12 protein-coding genes are annotated in these 17,355 nt (G+C 49.4%); 4 read left to right on the top strand and 8 right to left on the bottom strand.

Annotated elements, in window-relative coordinates; all coding sequences use genetic code 11:
- The first annotated feature begins 119 nt into the window (after positions 1–119).
- Positions 120–2,171 carry an HD family phosphohydrolase gene (locus tag CIK89_RS09430; RefSeq protein WP_371592611.1) on the top strand — a complete coding sequence of 684 codons (2,052 nt, stop codon included), beginning with the start codon at positions 120–122 and terminating at the stop codon, positions 2,169–2,171.
- A gap of 191 nt (positions 2,172–2,362) precedes the next feature.
- A complete protein-coding gene (locus tag CIK89_RS09425; RefSeq protein ID WP_094391115.1) occupies positions 2,363–3,934 on the top strand; it encodes an OmpP1/FadL family transporter in 1,572 nt (523 codons plus the stop codon).
- A 452-nt stretch (positions 3,935–4,386) separates the two neighbouring features.
- Here the strand turns inward: CIK89_RS09425 and priA are convergent, their stop codons facing one another.
- The 7 genes from priA to CIK89_RS09390 all read right to left on the bottom strand — a co-directional run bounded on the left by priA (position 4,387) and on the right by CIK89_RS09390 (position 13,549).
- Positions 4,387–6,645, bottom strand: a complete 2,259-nt coding sequence (priA, locus tag CIK89_RS09420; RefSeq protein WP_094391296.1) for a primosomal protein N' — start codon at positions 6,643–6,645, stop codon at positions 4,387–4,389.
- A gap of 325 nt (positions 6,646–6,970) precedes the next feature.
- A complete protein-coding gene (locus CIK89_RS09415; RefSeq protein ID WP_094391114.1) occupies positions 6,971–7,597 on the bottom strand; it encodes a porin family protein in 627 nt (208 codons plus the stop codon).
- A 100-nt stretch (positions 7,598–7,697) separates the two neighbouring features.
- The gene (gene gldN / locus CIK89_RS09410) at positions 7,698–8,765 is read right to left on the bottom strand and encodes a gliding motility protein GldN (protein WP_094391113.1); all 1,068 of its coding nucleotides are present in this window, start codon (positions 8,763–8,765) and stop codon (positions 7,698–7,700) included.
- 26 nt (positions 8,766–8,791) lie between these two features.
- Entirely contained in the window at positions 8,792–10,357 is a 1,566-nt protein-coding gene (gene gldM / locus CIK89_RS09405) for a gliding motility protein GldM (RefSeq protein ID WP_094391112.1), read from the bottom strand.
- Positions 10,358–10,385: 28 nt separating this feature from the next.
- Complete coding sequence (gene gldL / locus CIK89_RS09400) at positions 10,386–11,066, bottom strand: gliding motility protein GldL (RefSeq protein WP_094391111.1); 681 nt, start codon at positions 11,064–11,066, stop codon at positions 10,386–10,388.
- Positions 11,067–11,094: 28 nt separating this feature from the next.
- Positions 11,095–12,492, bottom strand: a complete 1,398-nt coding sequence (locus CIK89_RS09395; protein WP_173815120.1) for an SUMF1/EgtB/PvdO family nonheme iron enzyme — start codon at positions 12,490–12,492, stop codon at positions 11,095–11,097.
- Between the two features lie 124 nt (positions 12,493–12,616).
- Entirely contained in the window at positions 12,617–13,549 is a 933-nt protein-coding gene (locus CIK89_RS09390; protein ID WP_254046663.1) for a type IX secretion system membrane protein PorP/SprF, read from the bottom strand.
- Between the two features lie 219 nt (positions 13,550–13,768).
- On the opposite strand from CIK89_RS09390, the gene pelA reads away from it, so the two are divergent.
- On the top strand, positions 13,769–15,871 hold the full coding sequence (gene pelA, locus CIK89_RS09385) for a pectate lyase (protein ID WP_094391294.1): 2,103 nt from the start codon (positions 13,769–13,771) through the stop codon (positions 15,869–15,871).
- A 456-nt stretch (positions 15,872–16,327) separates the two neighbouring features.
- Here the strand turns inward: pelA and CIK89_RS09380 are convergent, their stop codons facing one another.
- Complete coding sequence (locus CIK89_RS09380; RefSeq protein ID WP_094391109.1) at positions 16,328–16,777, bottom strand: GatB/YqeY domain-containing protein; 450 nt, start codon at positions 16,775–16,777, stop codon at positions 16,328–16,330.
- 217 nt (positions 16,778–16,994) lie between these two features.
- Between CIK89_RS09380 and CIK89_RS09375 the strand changes: the two genes are divergently transcribed.
- A partial coding sequence (locus CIK89_RS09375; RefSeq protein ID WP_144007394.1) for a transposase occupies positions 16,995–17,355 on the top strand: 361 nt, incomplete at its 3' end.

The raw sequence follows: 17,355 nt of genomic DNA, 5'->3' as shown, positions 1-17,355 counted from the left end.
TTTTTTTTCATATATTCATGTTTTTTTGCTTGAAAACCACATACTTTCCGTTTTTTATCGTAACTTTGCCAAAAAGTCGGAAGACAGCTTCATTATCAATAACGAAAATTATTCTGCCCGTGAAAGAAAATAACTATTGGCGCAGCTTAATGATTTGCGCAGCACTCATCACCGTTTCCGTGCTGTTGATTGTGTGGGCCATTCCCCGCGACAGCCGCAACTATTTCTTTGCCGAACAGGGCAAACCATGGAAATATGCCGACTTCACCGCCCCCTTCGATTTCCCCGTTTATAAGTCGGAAGCCGCCATCAATGCCGAGAAAGACAGCTTGATGAAGGACTATGAGCCCTACTACAAATACGACAAGGAGACGGAGAGTCGCATGATACGCAAGTTCCGCACCGATTTTGCCGACGGTATTCCAGGCCTTGGTCCTGAGTATGTCAACATGATAGTGAAGTGCCTTCACGAGCTATACCAGCAGGGCATCATGCCTTCAGCCGATTATTCAGAACTGCGCGCAGATACTGCCGCCATGATTCGCGTGGTAAGCGGCAAGGTGGCAGGAAGTATTCCTGTGGCAAGCGTCTATTCCACCAAGACCGCCTATGAGCAGCTTTTCCGCGAAGAACCCCTTGCCCTGCAGCGCCCCATCCTACAGAAATGCGACCTCAACGACTATATCACCAACAATCTTTACTTTGACCGCGAGCGCAGCGAAGCAAGCAAGAGCGACATTCTCTCCAGCATTGCACTGGCAAGCGGTGTGGTGCAGAAGGGACAGAAGGTGATTGGCCGAGGCGAAATCGTGACCGACAAGACCTACCGCATCATTGAATCGTATATGAAAGAAAACGAGCGGTTGCAGCAAGACAGCACGCAAAACCAGTTGGTACTGCTCGGACAGATCATGTATGTGGCTATCTTCATGATCACCTTTACGGTCTATATCTTTCTTTTCCGGCGCGACTATCTGGAGAAACCGCGTAGCATAGCCATGCTCTACGTATTGACGGTGGTGTTCTGTCTGCTCACAGCAATCTTTGTACGCAACACGTTCATCCACGTCTATCTGTTGCCGTATGCCATGGTGCCCATCTTTATCCGTGTGTTCCTCGACTCGCGAACGGCATTTATGGCACACATAACCATGGTACTCATCTGTGCCATCATGCTCGCCCACCCCTTCGAATTTATCGTGGTAGAGTCGGTTGCCGGTCTTACTGCCATCTGTTCGCTTCGCGAAATGACACAGCGTTCCCAGCTTTTCAAGACAGCCATCATTGCCACCGCTGCCGCCATGATTACCAATCTGGCATTCGACTGGATGCGCAACAGTTCGCTGACACAGATAGACTATAGTTCGTACAACTATCTGATGGTAAACGGTGTGACCCTGCTCTTCGCTTATCCGCTACTCTATCTGGTAGAGAAACTCTTCGGATTCACCAGCGACATCACCCTGATCGAACTCTCCAATTCCAACAACGACCTCTTGCGCCGCATGAGTGAGATAGCTCCCGGCACCTTCAACCACTCTATCCAAGTGGCAAACCTTGCTGGAGAGATTGCCAACAAGATAGGCGCCAACGCCACACTCGTGCGCACGGGCGCGCTATATCATGACATAGGTAAGTTGTCGAACCCTATCTATTTTACCGAAAACCAGACGGGTGTGGATCCCCACGACATGATTGACGACATCAAGAGCGCACAGATTATCATCAGCCACGTAACCGAAGGACAGAAAATGGCAGACCGCTACAACCTGCCTAAACCCATTCGCGACTTCATATCGACCCACCACGGACAGGGAAAAGCCAAGTTCTTCTACATCAGATACAAGAACGAACACCCCAACGAGGATGTTGACGACCTGCTCTTCACCTATCCCGGTCCCAATCCCTTCACTCGCGAACAAGCCATATTGATGATGGCTGACTCGGTAGAGGCGGCTTCACGGTCGCTCTCCGACTATACCGAACAAAACATTCGCGACTTGGTGAACCGCATTATCGACTCGCAAATGAGCGAAGGATACTTCCGCGAATGTCCTATCACCTTCAGAGATATACAGTATGCTAAAACCATACTCATCGAAAAGCTAAAGACGGTATATCACACCCGTATCAACTATCCTACGGAAAAGAAAGAGGCGAAAAAGGAATAAACGCACCCGAAATATTGCACACCAAAGGGCGTGTTTGTGCAAGAAAATACTGCACAAACGCGCCTTTTTGTGCATGTTTAGTACAAATTTTAGTTAACAAACCTTAATATCCTTGTGACATTTACGGAAAATCAGAACAATACAACTACCTTTGCAGCCAATTTTAAGATAATTTTGTTTAATTCAAAGGAATGAAAAAGAGTTTTATTACCTGTGTTGTTTTCATGATGACAACTATTTGTGCGTATGCTGGAGGTCTGCTGACCAATACCAACCAGCACGCTGCCTTTAACCGAATGATGAGCCGTGAGGCATCCATCGGTATCGACGGAGTATATTACAATCCTGCCGGCGTGGCATTCATGGCCGACGGACACCACCTCGCCATCAACTGGCAGTTGGCTTATCAGACCCGTGACATTGAGAACGATTATATGCTTTTCACTAATAATGTGAACAATGCCATTACCCCACGCACTTTCAAAGGTAAGGCTTTAGCTCCAGTCATCCCATCATTTCAGTATGCTTACAACAAGAACCGTTGGTCGTTGCAAGCCAACTTTGCACTGACTGGTGGCGGCGGTAAATGTACTTTCGACAACGGACTGGGTTCGTTCGAGAAGATTGTAGCCGAGACAGCCATGGGTGCTTGCCAGTTGGCAGGCGGTATCGACCAGGTGGGTGCTGCTGTAGGACAAGCCATGGGTCTGCCCATTCCCAGCCGTTTTTTCAGTTCTGACGCTGCTTTCGGAACCGATGGCAAATACAGCTACGACAGCTATATGCACGGTCGCCAGTATTACTTCGGTCTCTCTGTAGGTGCTGCATACCGTGTAAGCGACAACTTCAGCGCCTTTGCCGGTGTGCGCGGCGTATATGCCACCTGTAACTATTATGGCTATGTGCGCGACATCAAGGTTGGCGCAATGCCACTCTACCAGGTGCTCGACCCTTCAAAGCCCAACGCAGCCAATATCGAACTGAGCTGTGACCAGAGCGGACTGGGCTTCACCCCTATCCTTGCTGTGGATTACAAAACCGGCAAGTGGAACTTCGCTGCAAAGTATGAGTTCAAGACTCGTATGCGCTTGAAGAACAAGGCAGTCAACTATGCCCCAAGTATCGGTAACTTGGCAGACAATCTGAGAACTGCTTATATCCAGGCTGGTGTTCCCGAAGCTGCTGCTGACGCTATCCTTGGCAACGAACACGTTACCGCTGCCATGGGTCAGCTTAAATCACAGTTCGACCAGAAACTGGATGCAGCCATCGGAGAATATGAGGATGGCAAGAAAATTGCCGGTGATATTCCTGCCTATCTGACTATCGGTGCTGGCTACAAACCCATCGATGCACTCCGCATCAACGTAGGTTTCCACTGGTTTGACGATAAACACGCCACTTCATACAACGACCGTCAGAAACTGTTGAAGCGCGGAACACTCGAATGGAATGCCGGTGCAGAATATGATGTATGCAAGAAACTCACCGTAAGTGCTGGATGGCAGAACACCAACTACGGCATTTCCGACGAGTATATGGAGGACCGTTCATTCGTAGTTAGTTCCAACTCAGTAGCTGGCGGTGCTGTGGTCCACCTCACCGACAAGATGCATCTCAACGTGGCTTACTTCCACACCTTCTATCAGCATAAGAAGGTGGAGGAGAAAGTGCAGCTCACCGCTGACAAGAGCCTCAGCTACAGCAGCGATTTCACCCGCAACAACAATGTGTTTGCGCTGGGTCTCGACATCGATTTCTAATACCATTCATAACAAGCAAGTCGTTCGCGACTGTCATACTTACGCAACAAAGCCGCGGAGAATCTTCTCCACGGCTTTGTTTTTTTCGTTACATCACATCCCTACCCAACATACTTCCCTCAGCAAATCAATTTGTTTTCCTCAGCAAATCAATTTGTTTTCCTCAGCAATTCAATTTGTTTTCCTCAGCAATTCAATTGAAATTGGTCAGCAAATTCAATGAAATTGCTGAGCAAACTCAATGAATTTGGTCTGCAAACTCAATGAATTTGCAGAGCTATGTAAGTTACACAGGCTTCAAACAGCTTATTATCAGGGAATTACTGTAACATCGAAAGCATTGCAAAATGAATGGTTTTTGCGTGGCATAAACCAAATTTGAGGACGGCATTGCCATAGGTTTCTGACGGTTGAAATCATGGTTTGGAAAGTGCAACAACGATCTTTACATCCTATTGCGGATCGACATCGTAGTAGATGACAAGCGATGAATAGCGCTTGTCGCCCATCATTTGCTGTTGCACCTGCAACAAACATTGGCGCACACGAGGCAGATCAATACCCAGTTCGAGTTTCAAAACGAGTTTGCGGATATTCTGCGACTTCACTTTTGCCACTGCGGGTTTATCGGGACCAAGCACTCTGGCGCCAAACAACTGACGCAACCGCGACCCCATCTCTATAGCGGCAGTCTCTACCGTGGCATCGTAGCGATGCTTCAGAAATACATAGACCAGATGAGTGAACGGCGGATAGCGGAAGAGCTGGCGCTCTTCCACAAGGTCATGGTAGAGCGCTGTGTAGTTATGTGCCACCACTTGTCCGATGACAGGCACTTCGGTATTCTTCGTTTGTAGTATGACCAGCCCCTGATGACCTTTTCTGCCTGCACGTCCTGCCACTTGCGACATCATCATAAAGGCTTGTTCGTAAGCACGGAAATCGGGATAGTTGAGCATGGAATCGGCATTTAATATGCCCACCACGCTCACCTTGTCGAAGTCGAGTCCCTTGGTCACCATCTGCGTACCGATAAGGATGTTGGTGCGCCCGGCACCGAAATCGCTGATGATACGCTCGTAGGCATTGCGCGTTCGGGTGGTATCAAGATCCATGCGTGCAATGCGTGCTTCGGGGAAAAGGTCGCGTATCTGCTCTTCTATCTTCTCGGTTCCGAAACCACGCGAACGCAGATCTTTCGACTCGCAACACGGACATCTATCAGGTATCTGATACGTATAGCCACAATAGTGACAGGTCAGCTGGTTGATTTGGCGGTGCAACGTGAGCGAAACATCACAATGCTGACACCTCGGCACCCATCCGCACTGATGACACTCCACCATCGGCGCGAAGCCACGGCGATTTTGAAAGAGTATGACCTGCTCTCCTTGTTGCAGCGCTTCACGCATGCTGGTGAGCAAAAGTGGCGAGAACGGCCCTTTCATCTCCTTGCGATGTTGCAGCCGTGCCACATCGACCACTTCGATACGCGGCAGTTGCATGCCCTGAAAACGTTGAGTCAGCGAAACAAGCCCATACTTGCCGGTCTGCGTATTGTAGTAGGTTTCCATGGATGGAGTGGCGGTGCCCAACACGGTTTTGGCACCGGTCATGTGTGCCAAGACGATGGCTGCCGATCGCGCATGGTATCGGGGAGCAGGGTCTTGCTGCTTGTAAGAGTTTTCATGTTCCTCATCGACAATGACCAAACCCAGTTCCTGAAAAGGTAAGAGCACTGCCGAGCGAGCACCGAGAATGATGTCGTAGGGATGTGATGAGAGTTGCTTCTGCCAGATTTCCACGCGCTCAGCATCCGAATATTTGGAGTGGTAGATGCCCAGGCGGTCGCCAAACACGCGTTGCAGGCGTTGCATCATCTGCACCGTCAATGCTATTTCAGGCAAGAGATATAACACCTGTTGCTTGTGTTCGAGGGCTCGGCGGATGAGGTGAATATAGATTTCGGTCTTGCCACTACCTGTCACACCATGTAGCAACGTGACGGGATGGCCCATCATCTGCATCAAAAGACTGTTGTAGGCAGTGGTCTGCGCTTCGGATAGCGGCGGGATGAGTTCGGGATGATAGTCACCGCCATGGTTTAAGCGCCCCACTTCCACCTCGTAGGTCTCAAGCATGCCTCGTTTTTCCAACTGGCTGATGATGGCTGAAGTGGCATGACTGCTGTTCATAAGTTCTTCGCGCGTCACCTCGGCAATAGGCGTTGACTGGGCTACCTCATCCCAATGGGAGAGAAATAGATAGGTATTGAAGGCCTCCAACTGCTTCTGTGCACGCGTCAGCATATTGATGGCCACATGGATAGAAGCCTCGTTGCGGTAGGCTGGCGTAAGTCGAATATAGGTTTCGGTCTTGGGTTTATAGCCTTCCTCGGCTTTCAAGCCGGCAGGCATGGCTGCCTTATACACATCGCCGATGGGCGACAGATAGTAATCGGCTATCCAGTGCCACAGCTTCAACTGCGACGGATTGACGATGGGGATAGGATCCATCACCTGAAGCAACGGTTTCACCTCATAGTGTTCGGGCTTGTCGTGATGTAAACGATCGACTATGCCCACATATTTCTTATTGCGACCGAACGAAACGAGCACACGCATTCCCTCGCCTACACACATGCCTTCGGGCACGGAGTAGGTGAATGTGGCGTGCAAAGGCACGGGCAGAATGATATCAGCATAGGTCATCATCTCTGCAAAGGTAGTGCAAACCGAGCGAAATGCAAAAGGAAAACGAGTTTTTCTTTTCATTCCCGAGGTGCAGCCTACCTAAGACCTTGGGTCAAAGATAATGAAAAAAAACGCAAACGCATATACTCCCCGACCGGAAATGATAGATAGAAAAGAGAAAAATGTTGGAGGCAGAGCAAGCGAGTGGTTGTTTCGGACAGTTCTTCCACGATGTCGGCTGGCCACAAGAAGCTGTCTCGTAGAGTGGTTCATGGATGTGGTGAGAAACAGAAAAAGGCGGTCTCGAAGGACCGCCCAAACTATTTTGGTTGTTGCAGTTTGCTTAGAAGAAGTATGCCAGCGATACCTGCCAAGCATTGGCTTTGGCTTTGACAGTTTTCTTGTCCATACTGTCGATGGCATCACCAACAGAATCAAAATCACCGGTTTTACCGATGGCAAAGTTATAGTTGACTGAGGCTTGCAAGTGTTTCAACAGGGTAACACCTACGCCGACATTACCACTGAGGTTGCTGTCCTTAAAGCGCCAGTTGTTGACGTTATCAAGTCTTTCATCGAATGAATCGTTCTTTCCACCGATGTTGAAACCAAACTGAGGTCCGGCATAAGCGAAGATATTGGCAATATCACCAAGTCCAACGCCATAACGCAGGTTGACAGGAATCTGGATTGACTGCTGTTTCAGGGTTGTGCCCGGTCCTTTCAACTTAGCTTCACGCTGGTCGTAGAGCACAGATCCATCAACGCCGAGACCTACAACCGGCAGGGTTACCTTGGCTGTAACACCGGCAAAGAAGCCAGTCTTGTTTTCTGCGGCAAGAACTTTACTGTCGTTAATCGAAAAATTGGTAAGGTTGAGACCTGCTTTCACACCGAAATCAACCTGTGCCTGTGCAGGCATTGCCCATGCCATGCAGGCGAGAGCAATCAAGGTAAACAACTTTTTCATATCTACTTTAATTTATGAATTGCGCAACAAAGATACGCATTATATCTGAGAAAGACAACATTTTTGTCGGTTTTTCATCATTTTTGCTGCATCATGTGGGTCAATGACGCTGGCGACGTACCGTCACACGGGGTTGGCGCGAACCTGCCGACGAGGAGGAACTGCGGGGTGCTGCCTTGCTTTTCACCGTGCGCACGCGGCGACTTCTTACGGTTTTTGACTTCTTGCTTTTTACTGTTTCACCCTGTTCCAATGCTTTCTTGTTGGCTGCTTCTATAGAGTCGCGCTGTGGTGTATGACCAAACACACGGCGTTCGAAGGCTGCCAATTCCTCGTCTATCTGTTTCGCCTGACGCAAAGCTGCCTGCTGTTGCTGGTCGGCATCGGCTGTGTCGCCAAACTGCGGCATGCGTTTTCCCTGTCGCTGACCGGTCTTATAGATGGGTCCCTGATAGCAATGGAGGGTGAAATAGTCTTCGAGCGTCATGGTGGCAGCATCGTTCACCGACGATGCTGTTACCGTCTGGCGGTTGAGGAAGGGTTCCAAATCGGCATAACGCACCCAGAACAAAGGACGCTTGGATGGCATTCCGCCAAACTCATCGTCGAGCACAATGACAGGACAGAGGGCGATGACCTTGCGACGAAACTGTGCATTGGTCTGGTCGTAGTAGGCACTTTCCTTCAGATAGTAGAGTTTGACATCGGCAGAAGGAATGTCGCTATTATCCACATGCAAGCGATTGTTTTTCTTTTCATAATAGATCTGCTGGTCGTCGAGCACGGTTTTGATAGCCACACGCGAGGAGTCGCTGAACGATTCCTGCCCATCTAATCGGTATTCGTAAATGGGAATATAACCGTTGAGTGCCAATTTGAAGATATAGGTAAAGAGGTTCAACTGGCGGTCGATGGGTTCCACGGGGTAATACAGACCGGAGTTGGCATCGGTGTCGAGGTGGATTTCGCGATAAAGGTCACGACGCCACACCACATCTTCAGGCATATCGAGCGATGTGGGATACATCAGACGGGCGCGTTGACTGATGCCTTGTTGCTGCGGAGTGGCTGTGGTTTGCTGGCGACGCGCCTTGGGTTGTGCCACTGAAGTGGTGGCGGTAATCGTCAACACCGTGGCGAGAGCGGTTATCAGGAGGATTCTCTTCATAGTCGTGGAGGTAGTTTATTGATGTATTATTTCACGATAATTTCCATCGAAGTGTTTAATTTTCGGGCGATTCCATCGGGACCTACGGCGGTCACACGCGATACATAGAAGCGACGGTTGCGCTGCAAACGGCGTATCACATCCTTCTGGCGAGCAGAGAAATGTGCGCCTTGGCTTGCCACAGGAACGGCATTACCCATATTGTCGAAGAAGACGGTTTCAAAACTCTGTACGCGGAAGGGCACATCGAGAATACCATCGTCGATGGCTGCGCCTATACCGTCGGTGCCTACGAGTTGGGCTTTCGACAGCGCACCACCATGGTAACGACTTCTGCCACCACCTTCGGCAGCTATATTAATATAAGGTGTGGGGTCGGGCAAACGACGCACACGGAAGGCGAAGCGCCCCATCTGTTGCGCACGACCACTGTTGGTGGAGGTGACGGTGATAGCCACTTCACTGCCTGGAGTAGTGGGCCGGGCAATATAGCGACCCGGACCGACGGGCTGCAAGGTGCCGCCTGTCATCGATGCCTGTATCTTGGTGACGGGAACACCCGGCACGGAGATGCTCAACGGATTGTTGTAACCGGCATAAAGCACATTCATCAACGAGGCGGAAACGGTGGCGGAGGGTTCTACCACCGTGTATTTTTGACTAAACTCACGGCGCACCATATCGCCACGACCGTTGGGCATCTGGATAAAACCCGATAGGGTGAAGTCGCCAGCACGGGTGGTGAGTGCCTCATAACGGCCACCGGGCAACTGAACAGGACGACCGCCGATGAAAATCTGAGGATTCTGAGTGGTATCTACTGCTGCCATCACGATGCGGGCAGAAAAGCGTTCGCCTCGCACTACAGTTTGTGATTCGGGAATGACCAATGCACTGACGCTATTCACACGTAGGTCTTTCATATCGACATTGGCCATCAGACGGTGTAAAACCTCACCTTCGGCATGGCGCACATCGTTTTGCAATTTGGTCAGCATAGTGACGGCAGCAGACACAGGCATGTGGTCGAACATATATTCCTGCCAATTTTTACCTACGGCACGAGCCTCGGCAGAGGGTTCGGTGGATAGGCTTTGAGCCACCATGCGCTGCTGGGCACTGTCGGGAAGAAGCGTCAGTATATACTCGCGATAGCGCACTATCGCCTGGCGAAGGGCTTCGCCACGACCCCTACCCACAGTGAGCATCACCGTTGAAGCTGCGTCGAGGTCTTCCTTCTTGCGGATGTTTAGCACATCGCCGTCGGGGCCATCGGCCTCGCAGACAATGGCTTGTTTCAACTCATCAGCCAACAGATAGAGCGAATCACTCATTTGGCGTACCTGCTGTGCACACTCAAACCACTGGCGAACCTTCTGCGGATTGCGCTTCATCTGTGCTTCAAAATCGGCATAAAGTGTGCGGTTTTCATCGGTAGCGGTCTGCGCTGTGCGGCGCAAACTATCTTCTACTACCGAAAAACCTTCAAGCACTTCGGTCGATACATTAAGCGCCAGCATCGCCATGAGGATGACATACATCAGATTGATCATCTTCTGACGGGGCGATAATGGACGTTTCTTGATTGCCATAATACGGAATTATTGGGATTTGAATGGGCTATTGCATCTTGTTTTGAACGGACATGGCCTCGATCATGCGGGCATAGATGCGGTTGAGTTCGGCTATCTGAGTGGCCATGTGGCGCGTCTGTTCGTTGATACTGTCTATTGTTCCGATCTGCGTACTGGCACTCTTGAGCTGCATTTCATAGACGCGGCTGATGCTGGTCAACGTGCGGTTGAGATTCTCCAACTCGGCGGTATAACCGGCTATCTGCTCGTCGAGACCTTCTGGAATCTGTGGCGCATGCCATTGTGGAATGTTGATATCACCCGAAACAGAGATAAATCCAGACGAAGAAACGCTACCCGACGGGGAAGACGAAGCGACGCCAGACGGAGAAGACGAAGCGGTGCCAGACAATGAAGGCACAGTGGTTGCGGAGACAGAAGATGGTTCGTTAACCGCCATATCGCTATGAGTTTTCAGTTCCATGCCATCGGCTGTCTTGTCGAACGGACGGTCGAAAGCCGACAGGAAAAATACGAAGACCTCGGTTCCCATACCTAAATAGAGAAAGATATTGGCATAGGGAAGGTAGGTCAACTTAAAGAGTGTGCCTAAAATGACTATGGCTGCACCCCAACTGTAGGCATAGTTCAGAAAGGTTTGACCGGCTACGCTGTCCATCCATTTCTGTAGTTTATAGATGATATTCAACTTGCTATATTCTGTCATGGTGTTTCGTTTTTGAGGGTGAATATGCTTATTTTTTGTTTTTCACTTTACCGCTATTGGTATTAGCCATACTGCGCACACAGCGGAAACCGATGTAACTGCGTGGCTGATTCTGATACTCAAAGGTGCGCCAGGCGGAACGGACCATCGATTCGGGGTCTTTCCAAGATCCACCTTTCACGGTCTTTTTCTTCATGCGGTAGGGATCTTCGGGTGCTGCATTGTAGCGAAGGTCGGGGTTGATATCGTTCATTTGTTCAACACCTGCCTCGGTATAGATGGTGCTGGTCCATTCGGCTACGTTGCCTGCCATATCGTAAAGTCCGTTGGAATTGGCATTATAGATGCCTGTGCGACTGGTAATGAGGTTACCGTCTTTGGTGTAATTACCGTTGTCGGGCTTGAAGTTGGCATAATAGCACCCGTTACCGGATGCCATTTCCTTATTGTCCCATGGAAATTCATTCTGGTTTTTACCACGTGCTGCATATTCCCACTCGGCTTCGGTAGGCAGACGATAGCGCTGCACATAGCGTGCTGCCTCGCCAAGACCACGCAACAGATGGGCAGTGCGCCAGGCACAGAAGGCATTGGCCTGTTCCCAAGTGACACCAACTACAGGATAGTCATTATAGGCGGCACTCGAATAGTAGAACCGCATATAGTTCTCATTGGCGGCATTGGGAAAATCGTTGACCCAACAGGTGGTGTCGGGATAGACATTGACAATATAGGTATTGAGGAAATCCCACGGACCGGTGTATTCGCGGTTGATGGTTTCTCGCACGATGCGACCTTCATCGTCGATATATGCCGTATCTTTGGATATCCAGATGCGCTCATTGGGATTGGGACGATAATCGGTATTCAACACGCGTTCTTGCGGATTGGTGCGGTATTTGCGCTTGGCTGCCTCGGCATAGTCGTATATTTCATACCGATAATTGAGTTGGCGCCAATCGATAAGTTTCTCACCCGTCACTGGATTGGTGGTATATAGGCTTTCGAAAGCACGCTGTTCGTCCTCGTTAGGACGCCGTGGCAACGGTTTTTTCCAATTGAGATGGGGAGTGACGGGATTGCCGTAACGGTCTTCTTCTATCTTATAGGTCTCATCGCCACCATAGTTTGGATCGGCTAAACGCTCGCGGATAATAGAGTCGCGGACGTAGCTGACAAACTGGCGATACATGGAATTGGTCACCTCGCGCTCGTCCATCCAGAAACTCTCCACCGAGATGTCGCGCACTGGTGTGCGTCTGCCCCATAGCGAATCTTGTTGCTCAATACCCATTTTGACATGGCCTCGCTTCACAAGGGTCATGCCGTAAGGGGTCGGTTCGGCAAAGGTGCGACCACTATGGCCAGTCACTTCGCCACCTTGAGACGAACTGATTTTGGATCCAAGACAACTGGCAGCGAGCATTGCGAAGAGTAGAAGCAACGCGGGATGATACCAGCGGATGGTGTGTCTGACGTGTGGTATGTGTCGTAGTGTATTCATATCGTTTTTTGTCTATTATGGTCTGTTGTTATATGTCTATTGTCTGTTACAGGATGCGCACACTCTGATGGCGGTTGCGGCGGCGCGGTCCGATGTCAATATTGGTTTGATAGCCCACGAAGAGTTCGTGGCTGCCATTGCCAACGCCTGTTCCTGTGGTGTACATCTCATAGCTGTAACCAATGTGTACGCCGTGGAAATTTCCGCCAATCATGGCTGTTACCGAGTTGGTGGGACTATAGCCCACTCCCCCATAGAGCATCTTTTCATCGTTGGTATAACGCAAACGGGCGGTGAAATCAGCTCGCTGCGAGGTGCCATCGGTATAGGCAAGCACGCTGGGCAATATCGCCAGATGGGGATTGCGCAATCGGAAAGTGTAGCCTGCAGTAAGATAATAGATGCGATCGACCTGTAACAAGCTGCGATTACCCATCTCTACCGCTGGGGCTGTGGCGTGTAAAACAGAGACACCGACATACCAGTTGCGGTGAAGATAATAGAGTCCGCCACTGAAATCGAAGGCTGTACCATTGACATCGGCGGTGGGTAGCGCGGGATCGCTACTGTTTTCTGCATCAAGTTCGGAGCCTTTGAAACCCTCGCTCAATACTCCTGCCTGCAAACCGAAGCGCAGATGACCTCCAAACAAGCGGCACTGCAACGCATACTGCAACGCCATGCGCTTATGGGTGAAGAGTCCTATCTCATCGTTCAACAACTGTATGCCCACGCCATGGGTCATATTGAGCAGTCGGAAAGGCATGTCGGCTGCCAGATTCATCGTACGCGGATGCTGTTCATAGCCTGCCATGCTCAACTGATAGGCTCCCGTTATATTGATCTTGGACTCCTTGCCAACGGCGGCAGGATTGAATGATGGTTCCATTGCCCAATAATGTGCAAAAGACACATCCTGCTGTGCCAACACTCGCAGTGATGCCAACAAGAATATCCATATCAGCGGTAAACGTTTCACATAGAATATAACGACTTTTCTAACGATATATTGTGTAACGATACAGAAAATCGTAAGAGAACATGAGGACACAGGTAGGCGGCACCTCTGAAATACAAAAGAAAAAAGTGTTTTTCTTTTGTATTTCAGAGGTTTGCACTACCTTTGTAGGCACAATTACTATATTAGAAAAACAAACTACTAAATTGTATGGGAATAACAACTACTACTAAAATCAATCTGCGCAATAAGCGCATCGAGATGATGATCCTACTGTGTTTTGCTTTTGTCATGGCAGCAACAGCACAAAAAGGCTACAAACAGGTATTGAGGGAAACTGATCCGCAGTTCTTCCGCACTGAGGAGGCACGACGTATAGGCGACCAACTCCTACTCTACCAACGTGTGACAGGCGGATGGCCTAAGAACATTGACATGGTGAAACGCATGACAGACAAGGAACGCGAACAGGTGATGGCGGAGAAATCAAGACGCAACGACTCTACTACCGACAATGATGCCACGACCACACAAATGATTTTCTTGGCACGACTCTACCAACAAACGAAGGATGAACGATATAAAGATGCGTTCTGCAAAGGGGTGAATTATCTGCTCAGCGGGCAGTATCCCAACGGCGGATGGCCGCAGTTTTGGCCTGTAATGCGCGACTATCAGATTCATATCACCTATAACGACCATGCCATGGAACACACCATGTTGATGCTGAAAGACATGGTGGAACAGCAGGAGCCCTATCAAGGAAAACTCATCACAAAGGAGATGCGCAAGAAAATGAAAGTGGCTTTCGATAAAGGTATCGATTGTATTCTCGCTACACAAATAAGACGCGACGGTAAACCTACGGTGTGGTGTCAGCAACACGATAGGGAAACGCTGGAGCCTGCAAAAGCAAGAGCCTTCGAGTTGGCTTCGTTCTGCAGTTCGGAGAGTGCCGGACTGGTGCGTCTGCTGATGAGCCTGGATCATCCAAGTGACGAGGTCAAGACGGCTATCCACGGCGCTATGAAATGGTTTGACGACCACAAACTGACGGGAATGAGGGTTGCGCACATCGGAAAATGGGGATCGCCCTACCGCGACACACAACTGGTGGCTGACAAGAATGCACATCCTATATGGGCTCGCTTCTATGATTTGGAATATGGTGAACCGTTTGTTTGCGACAGAGATGGTGTGCCCAGAAGACATCTCTACCAGATTGGTAGCGAACGACGCAATGGTTATGCATGGTACACCGAAGGTCCTTCGTCACTCTATGAAGATTACAACAAATGGGCAGAACGCTACGATCCCAAACATAAGGTGGCTATCAGTCTGCAAACCAAAGGTGGAAACGAGACGGGACTACTACAGTGGTTTAGAAAGCCAAAGGCGAACATGGCAGATTTTGATGCCATTGTCAATCCCGGAGACAGCATTCAACTGGCTATTGAGAAGGCGCCACAGCAACCTACCAAACCCTATAAGATTCTGATTCGCAAGGGTACTTACCACCAAAAGGTGGTGATCGACCGACCCAACATCGTACTGGTAGGTGAAGACCGCGACAGCACAATCATCGTTTTGGCTGAAACTGCTAAAACCAATAAAATGCCGGAATATCACGGAAAGCCTACTGGCAACGGTGTGATAGTACTTCAAGAGGGAGCTGACGACTGCGTGATAAGCGGACTGACGGTATATAACAACTACGGAACAACAATAGAAAACACCACTACACACCAAATGGCTATCTTCGGAAGAGCCACCAGAACCATCGTTATCAACTCTAATGTATGGGCGGACGGTAATGATGCACTGGCTTTGTGGGCAAAGACTGACGGCATGTACTACCACGCTGACCTGTATCTGAGATGTCCCGGTGTGGATTTCCTATGCCCCAGAGGATGGTGCTACGCCACCCGTTGCCGCTTTTTGGGCGATAGCCGCGCCATCATCTGGCACGACGGACGAGGTTCGAAAGACCAGAAACTGGTTATCAAAGACTCGTATTTCGATGCTAAATCGCCTACCATACTCGGTAGATACCACCACGATTCACAGTTTTTCCTGCTCAACTGCAGACTGTCGAAACAGATTCTCGACACCAACATCTGCTATGCTTACAGCGACAAGGTGCTCGATCCGTGTCCTTGGGGACTACGCACATACTATTATAACTGCTCGCGCGAAGGAGGAAACAGCGGATGGCTTAACGATAATCTGGAGGAATCGGAAGAGAAACCACTTTTCCATGCAGTCACTGCACTATGGACTTTCAAAGAGAAATGGGATCCAGAAGCACGCATACGCGACCTCTGGAACGTATTGGCGTATTGACCTCACGACAAGAAAATGCAAGATATAAACTATTGTTCCTACATGGGACAATGTGCTGGCAAACGCCAATGACTGCACTTGAAGAGACAGCAACTATCGTACTTGGACTGTTTCATGTGTGCAACAGTGGTGGCAATGTGGTCGAAGAGTGGTCGAAAACGTAAGCAAGAAATATTCGACCACCCATATAAAGCATTGTGATATAACTGCTTATAAGCAATGGTGGTCGAGTGGCCGAATCTTTGCGACATCGCGTGTGCGTGCGCGCGAGAAAAACAGCGGTATGGGAACCTTCTCAAGATTCACATACCGCTATGTAACAGTTTAAACTGACAGGGAGTGCCAGCAGTGTTTAATACTCGTCCTCATTGAAGTTTAAAGCACGTGCTGAGCACCAACGAGTTACAGTGCTCTGTGCCATTATTGTGCCACTAATTCCAGACATAGAATCAAAGTTTATGCCAAGAGTTTCTTTACAATCTCAGAAATGACTCGGCCATCCGCCTTTCCTGCCAACTGCTTGCTGGCTGTGCCCATTACCTTTCCCATCTCCTTCATGCTTGTGGCTCCCACTTCAGCAATAATCTTCTTCACCTCTGCCTCAATTTCCTCTTGGGAAAGTTGTTTCGGCAGATAACTCTCCAACACTTCTACCTGTGCCAACTCAGCATCAGCTAAATCCTGGCGTCCTGCTTGTGTGTAGGTTGCCGCAGTCTCCTTGCCCTGCTTGGCAAGTTTTGAGATAATCTTCAATGCATCAGCATCAGCCAATGAGTCGTTGGCTCCAGGAGCAGTCTTTGCCTCAAGGAACACTTTCTTAATGTTGCGGAGCGTCTCCAAACGAACCTTGTCGCGAGCCTTCATTGCGGACTTGATGTCCTCGCTAATCTGATCGAATAAAGTCATAATGCTATTATTTAAACCTTAACATGATGCAAATTTACATAAAACCCCCGAATTATAAGCCAGTCGGGATAAAAAACCTAATGTCATTTCCCCGAATCGGGCAGTGTTTGAGAGAAAAAATGTCAAGTCCGCCACAGATTCTTGTCCTATATACGTGCTCTTTCGTCACAATTTTGTATATTTGGGGCCTATTGTTTAATCCTCTAAAGTTAGGCTTATGAGAATAGTATGCGGACTTGACGTGCACAAAGATAGCATATTTCTTTGTATTATGAGCAGCACGGGTGAGATTTTTGAGAAAAAGTATGGTGTTTTAACAAATCAGCTTGAGGAAATGCGTGATTTGATGCTCACGTATCACGTGCAGGAGGTTGGTATGGAAAGCACAAGTGTCTATTGGATTCCTGTATGGCGCATACTGGAACCGCATTTCAAGCTGAAACTTATCAATCCCTATTTCATCAAGCAGCTTCCCGGTCACAAGAGCGACGTGAAAGATGCACAGTGGATAGCCGAGTGCATGATGAAGGAACTGGTGCGCGGCAGTTTCGTTCCCCCTGAGCGCATCCAGCAGCTCC

This window comes from Prevotella sp. P4-119, assembly GCF_002251345.1.
Lineage (GTDB): Bacteria > Bacteroidota > Bacteroidia > Bacteroidales > Bacteroidaceae > Prevotella.
Note: the sequence above shows the minus strand (reverse complement) of the source record. Positions and strands in the feature narration are given on the sequence as shown.